This window comes from Siminovitchia fortis (genome assembly GCF_007681465.1).
Lineage (GTDB): Bacteria > Bacillota > Bacilli > Bacillales > Bacillaceae_C > Siminovitchia > Siminovitchia fortis.
Genome location: NZ_VEKZ01000094.1, coordinates 1 through 7,440, shown reverse-complemented (window position 1 = coordinate 7,440; position 7,440 = coordinate 1). Strand labels below are relative to the sequence as shown.

At 38.7% G+C, this 7,440-nt stretch carries 7 protein-coding genes and 1 pseudogene; 2 read left to right on the top strand and 6 right to left on the bottom strand.

The annotated features are described in order from the left end of the window. Nucleotides 1–362 precede the first annotated feature (362 nt). Nucleotides 363–944, top strand: a complete 582-nt coding sequence (locus tag FS666_RS18525) for a TetR/AcrR family transcriptional regulator (RefSeq protein ID WP_144463692.1) — start codon at nt 363–365, stop codon at nt 942–944. Nucleotides 945–1,063: 119 nt separating this feature from the next. Here FS666_RS18525 and FS666_RS18520 read toward each other — a convergent pair. The 6 genes and pseudogenes from FS666_RS18520 to FS666_RS18495 form a co-directional block, all read right to left on the bottom strand. Then, a pseudogene (locus FS666_RS18520) lies at nt 1,064–1,372 on the bottom strand (IS630 family transposase); the annotation flags it as partial. A gap of 204 nt (nt 1,373–1,576) precedes the next feature. After that, the gene (locus tag FS666_RS18515; protein ID WP_144463691.1) at nt 1,577–3,127 is read right to left on the bottom strand and encodes an AbgT family transporter; all 1,551 of its coding nucleotides are present in this window, start codon (nt 3,125–3,127) and stop codon (nt 1,577–1,579) included. Nucleotides 3,128–3,151: 24 nt separating this feature from the next. Beyond that, the gene (locus FS666_RS18510; protein WP_144463690.1) at nt 3,152–3,802 is read right to left on the bottom strand and encodes a helix-turn-helix transcriptional regulator; all 651 of its coding nucleotides are present in this window, start codon (nt 3,800–3,802) and stop codon (nt 3,152–3,154) included. Beyond that, nucleotides 3,795–5,012 carry a metal-dependent hydrolase family protein gene (locus FS666_RS18505; protein WP_244943964.1) on the bottom strand — a complete coding sequence of 406 codons (1,218 nt, stop codon included), beginning with the start codon at nt 5,010–5,012 and terminating at the stop codon, nt 3,795–3,797. Before FS666_RS18505 ends, FS666_RS18510 begins: the two co-directional genes overlap by 8 nt. A gap of 16 nt (nt 5,013–5,028) precedes the next feature. Beyond that, nucleotides 5,029–5,994: a threonine ammonia-lyase gene (locus tag FS666_RS18500; RefSeq protein WP_144463689.1), complete on the bottom strand. Its 966-nt coding sequence runs from the start codon at nt 5,992–5,994 to the stop codon at nt 5,029–5,031. A 16-nt stretch (nt 5,995–6,010) separates the two neighbouring features. Continuing rightward, on the bottom strand, nt 6,011–6,472 hold the full coding sequence (locus tag FS666_RS18495) for a RidA family protein (RefSeq protein WP_144463688.1): 462 nt from the start codon (nt 6,470–6,472) through the stop codon (nt 6,011–6,013). A 113-nt stretch (nt 6,473–6,585) separates the two neighbouring features. Here FS666_RS18495 and FS666_RS18490 point away from each other — a divergent pair, with 113 nt between their 5' ends. After that, the gene (locus FS666_RS18490) at nt 6,586–7,302 is read left to right on the top strand and encodes an alanyl-tRNA editing protein (RefSeq protein WP_144463687.1); all 717 of its coding nucleotides are present in this window, start codon (nt 6,586–6,588) and stop codon (nt 7,300–7,302) included. Nucleotides 7,303–7,440: the final 138 nt, after the last annotated feature.

The following is a 7,440-nucleotide window of genomic DNA, read 5'->3' as shown; positions in this document are numbered from 1 at the left end:
CTAAGAAGATTATCCCACGGCTGACCTATGAATAGAATGTGTGTTTTATTTGACGCTTACTTTTAATCCACTTTTACTAACTTATATTAGTTAGTTAAAATAAATAATGTTGTAGGATAGATTATAACACGGTGTTTTTTAGTTGTAAACTAACTATTATTAGTTAGCGATTATAAAAATAAACATTGGGTAGAATAGACTAATTAGCTATAATATCAAGTATTTAAGGCTTTTGTATGAGGAAATTATATCAATGTCATTGATAAAAGAAAAGATAAAACTTTAATTTTTTATATTTTTATACCTAATGATTGTTAGGAAAGGCAATATTATTTATAATAAGTGAAGAGGAGGATCAATTGATGAGCCAAACAGTTAATAAAATAAAGAAAACAGCATTATCTTACATTACTAAATATGGTTACGAAGGAACTACTCTTAAGGATATCGCTCAAAAGGTAGGTATTAAAACGCCTTCCATTTATTCTCATTTCAATTCTAAAGAGCAACTTTTCCTTAGTATTATAAAAGATTTAAAAGTAAAAGAACGGGAATCATTAATGAAGCTTGTTTTGGCCCTTAGAAAAAAACCAATCGATGAAGTCATTCGTGCTTTTTTTTATTTTTACACAGATTCAAGTAATATTGCTTCTTGGCAGGTTATTTTAAAGCAAATATTAATGCATCCGCCAGCCTCCCTGCTTCAAACTTTGAGACAGGACTTTGAAGAATTAGAAAAAGAAATTTCAATTCAATTGTCCGAGTTTTTCCAGATTGGCAGAGAAGAAGGGTGGATTAAAAAAGAGGATACAGAACAACTGATTTCACTTTTTTTCACCCTCATTGACGGCTTATTAGTCGAACAAAATTTATATGATAGTGAAAAATATGAACAAAGAAGAGAAGAGGTTTGGAATTTATATCGAGATTTCATTTCGCAATAATTTTTATACAAGGGCGATTTAAAGAGATCTTTTATAGTAATGTTTTTTTAGGAGAAGCCCTATTTAGGGTCTACTGAATAACCAAAGAATGTTGTTTTAACAAGGTTTTCCCCCACTTTTGTCGTGAAAAACACATTATTGATGACGGAGTCCTTGAGCCATTTCCAAACACCTTCCATCAGGTTTAGCTGTGGGCTATAGGGAGGCAGAAAGACGAACTCCAAGCGAACCCGGTTCTTTTCAAGGAACGGGCGGATAAGCTTGGCATGATGAATCCTAGCATTATCAAGCACTATGACGATTTTGCCTGTCGGATATTCAAAAAGAATCTTCTTCAGGAAGCGCAGGAATGCCTGTGCATCGTACTTTTCCTCCTCTGTGCAGAGGATTCTCCCAGTCTCGTAATCTAGCGTGAAGACTGTGTAAAGAATGTAAATGACAGATGATTAATCGGGCATGAGACTGCCGTTTGCAAGATGGACGCAGGTAAGTCCATAAAAATAAAGCAGGCGGAGAAAATCTATGGGTTTTCTCCGCCTGCTTTTTGACCCTATTCTTAAATTCTGTATTACACTGGTCTACATATCCAGAGAACAAATTGTTTATTTAATTCTAGCATTCTTGTACATCTGTTATAGCCTAATGTAGAACCCTGGCCCTAACGGCAAGTCAAACATATACCAAACGGAGAAAAAGATAATCCATGAAATACCAAAGAAAATGGTATAGGGCAGCAATATCGAAATAAGTGTACCGATTTTAATATTGTTATCGTATTTCTTGGCAAACATTAACAGAATGGCGAAATAAGCAAGCATTGGGGTAATGGTATTCGTTATAGAATCTCCAATACGATAAGCCATCTGTGAATAGGCAGGGTTATAACCCAAGTACATTAACATTGGCACGAAAACGGGTGCCAATATGGCCCATTTAGCAGTAGCACTAGCTATCAGTAGGTTTATCAGGGCAGAGAATAAGATGATTCCAATAAGTAGAGGCAGTCCCGTAAGCCCTATACTTTTTAGGAACTCCGCTCCTTTAATAGCAATAATTGGCCCGAGATTACTCCAGTTAAAATAAGCGATCATTTGAGCGGCAATGAAAGCAATGACGATATAATACGACATTCCTGACATGGCTTTTGTCAAATGTTCCGCTACATCTTTGTCTGTTTTAATAGTTTTTGACCCAATTCCGTATGCAAGTGCAGGAAGGAAGAAGACAACTAGAATAATTGGAATAAGGGCCTCCATAAAGGGAGACTGAATAATGGATCCGGTTTCAGGATCACGAAGCAATGCCCCTTCCGGTAAGATAAGTAGAAGTAACACTCCAATAATGGCCACAAATACAATGCCAGCCCACTTTAACCCTCTTCGTTCTTCATTGGTAACCTTACTTAGTTCCTCTGAATACGTTCCTGTATAATCACCAAGCCTGGGTTCTACAAATCGGTTTGTGACAAAAACAGCCACCGGTATTAACATAAAAGTAGAGGCCACGGTGAAGTAATAATTCATCGCAGGATTAACAACAAAGTTTGGATCGGCAATTTGAGCAGCAGCCCCGGTAAAACCTGCTATAGCTACATCAAGAACATTTAAGATAACGTTTGCACTAAAGCCTCCTGCTACTGCAGCGTAGGCAGCGACTAGACCGGCTACAGGATGTCTCCCGATCGTCAGAAACATCATAGCAGCAACAGGCGGAAGAACGACAAATGCCGCATCAGCTGCTGCATTGCCCACTATTCCAACAAAAATAATGATTGGTAAAACCAAGACAGCCGGGGCCATCAACACCGTGCGCTTCATGAGTGCTGAAATCAGGCCGGTTGTTTCGGCCAGACCTACACCAATCATAGCAACTAGAACCATCCCAAGCGGAGGGAACTCCATGAAATTACTTACAACACTCGTTAATATATTGACAATTCCTTCAGAGTTTAATAAATTTATTGCTGTAATCGTCTCATTCGTAGCTGGGTTAACGGCTTCCCAACCCAATAAGCCAGCTACAAGAGACGCTACCAATATAACCCCTGTCAGGATCAAAAAAATGGTTAAAATATCTGGAAGTTTATTTCCGCCTTTCTCAATCTTATCCAAAAAGCCTTGAAAAAAATTCCTTTTCTTAAAGTTAGGCGTTTGATTTACAGGTTGAAGGCTCGGTTCGGACATTATTTGCACTCCTCTCAGAGCATATTAATTTTTTATTGCCTCATCTAAGTAGTTGTATACAGTGTATTTTGAAACGTGAAGTAATTTTGCTACCTCTTGTACCGCTCCTTTAATTAAAAAGATCCCTCTTTTATCTAATGTCTTCACTACTTGTATTTTCTCGTCTTTATCCATCATGACCGGTGGCTTTTCTGTATCCTTTAGTACTTCAGAGATGATATAACTAGTTAAATCAGAAACGGAGTAAGGGAAAGATTCCGTATGTTTCCTTTCCTGATTATTTTTTAGACTTTTCATTTGGATAATTCCTTTTAGAGAGTGTTCAATGTATTTTAAATGTGTTATATCATGGTTAATACATAAGCAGCCGATTGTATTTCCATGTTCATCGCGTATAATCATGGAACTGGATTTGATCACTTTATCTTTTTGGCTGTTATCGTAATTCAATAAGAGATCTTTTCCTTCGTTTCCATCTTTAATGATTCGCAAGCCTAGATCAGTTAATGGAGAACCTTCTGACCTTCCGCTCACTTGTCCATTGGCGATAGCAACAACTGAATTTGAAACATCCTGCAGGTCGTGCAGAACGACTTCACAATTTTCTCCAAACGTTTCGGCAATTCCATGAACGATTGGAATATAACTCTTTAATATTGGGTGTAAGTTAGACATTGATGCCCACCTTTTCTGGATGTAAATTTTCATAATTCACTACAACTTGTCCATTTTGATAAACTTTCACGATATTTTTTAAAGCTTTGACAGAGTCTAACGGGTTACCATCAACTAAAATAAAATCGGCTCGCAACCCCTCCTTTATCCTACCTACCTGGTCCTCAATATTCATTGAGCAAGCTGCAGTATAGGTAGCGGACTTTAGTGCTTCTAGTTTCGACATACCCGCTGCAACCATCAACTCCAGTTCATCTGCCAAATATCCTGGATAGTTAAATGGAGTACCGGCATCTGTACCTGCTACTATTTTCACCCCCTTATTCAAAGCTTTCTGAAAACTCTTTTTGTGATGATCTACATAGGAGGTCACTTTATCAATCATATATTGCGGCGCCCCCTTATTCTCGGGTTTAAGCAGCAAGCGAGCAGCAATTAGAGTGGGGACAAGGTAAGTACCTTTTTCTACCATTAACTGTACGGCCTCATCATCCAAATACCCCCCGTGCTCAATAGTTGTTACTCCTCCTTTTATTGCATTTTTGACACCTTCCAATCCAATAGCGTGAGCTGCTACAGTCAAAGATGCTTTATGAGCTTCTTGGCAAGCGCATTTTATTTCTTCGAGCTCGTACTGCGAAGCGCCAGGGTCTGTTCCTTTAGTAAGGACACCACCTGTTGCCATAATCTTCAAGAGGTCCGCTTGAGCTTTGATTTGTGCGCGAGCGGCTTTTTGAACTTCGTAAAGGCCATCTGCTTCAATCGCCATGACGTGACAGTGACCGCCCGTCATGACAATTGGCATACCGGAAGCGACAATATTCGGCCCACTTACCAGTCCTTTTTTAACCGCTTCCCTAAAAGATATATCTATATTATTCTTCGAACCTACATTCCTAACCGTGGTAATTCCATTGGCTAAAAATTGCGATGCCTGTTTGACCGCCCTTAAAGCTAGAGTTGCATCATCATCCTCTTCTATTTGCTTGAAAGGATCTGGCGATGCGTCCATTCCAAGGTGAATATGGCAGTCTATTAAACCGGGAAGAAGGGTTGCTCCCTTTCCATCCACCACTTCATCCTCACGGGTCATTTCCAAGTGTTTTCCTACAGAGCGGATGCCAGTGTTATCAAAGCGTACCATCCCATTTTCGATAACACTGAATTCCTCCGCACCGACTATGCGTACATTAGTAATGACTGTTCCCAATTGCAACTCCTCCTTCTCAATAATAAGATGAAAAAAGCTCTCCATATAGATGTTTCTCAGCATTTCCCCCACTCACGATAACGCAGACCTTCTGATTTTTTTCCAAAGATACTTTTCCTTCCAATAATGCCGCCAATGCAGCTGCCCCTGAAGGTTCGACAATGGTTTTTGTCTCTTTAGCCATTATTCCCACCGTTTCTTTTATCTTTTCTTCAGAAACTAACACCATATCATCCACATATTTTTTTGTATGATTAAAGGTTAACTCACCGGGTTCCTTGGCCATTAAGCCATCAGCAATCGTATTTACCTCTTCCACTTCTGTCACTCTGTCGTTTGCAAGTGACTGGTACATCGCTTGAGCTCCCTCAGTATTTACTCCTATCATTTGAGTGCGTGGCTTCGTTTCTTTGACGGCTGCAGCAACCCCTGAAATAAGCCCTCCTCCACTTACTGCACAGACAACCACATCTACATCTGGAAGCTGTTTCATCAATTCATTACCGACTGTTCCTTGGCCGGCTATGATATGTAAATCGTTAAATGGGTGGATCAATGTCATGCCTCGTTCTTCAACCAGTTTTACAGCCGTTTTAAACATTTCTACGGAAGTCATTCCTCCTGGAACCACTTCTGCGCCATAAGATAAAATGGATTGTTTCTTATCCTCATTGGGCACATCCGGCATAACAACTAAACATGGTACTCCCATTTTACTGGCCGCATAAGCAGTTCCTGCTCCATGATTTCCCGCTGAAAAAGCAACCACCCCATTGGCCCTTTTGTCTTTTGTAAGCGCACTCACTTTATTAAATGCTCCTCTAACTTTGAAAGATCCAGTTACCTGGATGTTTTCTAGCTTCAAATAAATCTCTGCCCCCACCAAAGAAGATAATTTTTCGGAATAAATAATAGGGGTTTTTCGTGTAATGTTCACTAAGTTTGCCTGCGCTTGGTATATATTCTGTAATGTAACGTACATATTATCTCTCCTAGTTTTATTCATTGATCTCTACAATTAATTCAATCTCAACAGGTATATGAAAAGGCAATACATTCGTCCCTATGGCAGATCGCGCATGTTTTCCCTTTTCACCGAAAATTTCCATAAAAAGATCAGAAGCTCCATTGATCACTTCCGGTTGCTGAGTGAAAGAATCAGCAGAATTAACAAAAGCAAGCATCTTAACAATTTTTTTTATCCTGTTAAGTGACCCGCATTCTTTTTTTAAATTGCTAATAATATTCAAGGCTGTTAGTCTTGAAGCTTCGTATCCTTCCTCCACAGTTAATTCCTCTCCAAGCCTCCCCTGGTACACAGGTACACCTTCTTTGAAACAGCTTGCTCCAGAGGTGTATAGGAGATTTCCTGTCCGAGAAACACTAATATAATTAGCCATTGGTTCTGTAGTAGGAGGAAGTTCAATTCCTTTTTTTAGTATCCTCTCTTCAATATCCATAAAACTACTCCCTTCTGAATTATCTTTATATTTTGAAGTTAATGTATCATTGAGTTATAATAAAGTCAACAATTTTTTGGAAAGCTAAAAATTTTTTTGAAAAGGAGTATATTATGACTACAACAGAACGATTTCTTAACGACTCTTACAAAAGCACATTAGAAGCAAAGATTTTAAAAATTGAAGATAACAAAGTGTGGCTCGATGAAACTATTTTCTATCCAAAAGGCGGAGGACAGGAAAGCGACATTGGATGGATGATTCAATCTAACAATAAGGTGAATGTGGCAAAAGTTCGAAGGGAAAATGGAGAAATTGTACATTACATATCTAACAACCCTTCTTCCTTACATGAGGGTCCCGTTCAAATAGAAATTGATTTGGAACACCGCTTTACCCAAATGCGTTACCATACGTTGCTGCATTTAATTGCAGCAGTCCTCTATAATGAGCACGGTTACTTGTGTACCGGCAATCAGATTCAAGTAAATAAAGCCCGTATTGACTTTTCAGGCATAAGTGAATGGGACAAGGAGAAAACGGAGGATCTTTTAAATAAAGTGAAGAAAGAGATTCAGTTCGGCCACCCTGTTACACAATCTGTCATCTCTAGGGCGGAAGCTGAATCACGGGAAGGGGTTATTAAAACCATGATCAGTTTGATCCCCGAGCATATTAACGACATTAGAGTCATCTCAATAGGAGAGATAGATGACCAAGCATGCGGGGGAACCCATGTTCAAAATACAAAAGAAGTAGGAGATTTTGAGATAGTTAACGTAAAAAACAAAGGTAAGAATATAAAAAGATTTGAAGTTCAATTAAAATGACTTCAAAGAAAGTTCTGTTTTGTATGCTTGAGGGGGCATTACTATCAATTATTTTATCCTTATGACCAATATAATTGTATTTCGCAAGTGAAAAGTGAACCATTTCGCAACTTAATTTTGAACCACTGATGCTGTTTC

Coding starts and splice junctions, on each gene's coding strand:
- FS666_RS18525 (WP_144463692.1), top strand. CDS start 363: ATGAGCCAAACAGTTAATAAAATAAAGAAAACAGCATTATCTTACATT.
- FS666_RS18515 (WP_144463691.1), bottom strand. CDS start 3,127: ATGTCCGAACCGAGCCTTCAACCTGTAAATCAAACGCCTAACTTTAAG.
- FS666_RS18510 (WP_144463690.1), bottom strand. CDS start 3,802: ATGTCTAACTTACACCCAATATTAAAGAGTTATATTCCAATCGTTCAT.
- FS666_RS18500 (WP_144463689.1), bottom strand. CDS start 5,994: ATGTACGTTACATTACAGAATATATACCAAGCGCAGGCAAACTTAGTG.
- FS666_RS18495 (WP_144463688.1), bottom strand. CDS start 6,472: ATGGATATTGAAGAGAGGATACTAAAAAAAGGAATTGAACTTCCTCCT.
- FS666_RS18490 (WP_144463687.1), top strand. CDS start 6,586: ATGACTACAACAGAACGATTTCTTAACGACTCTTACAAAAGCACATTA.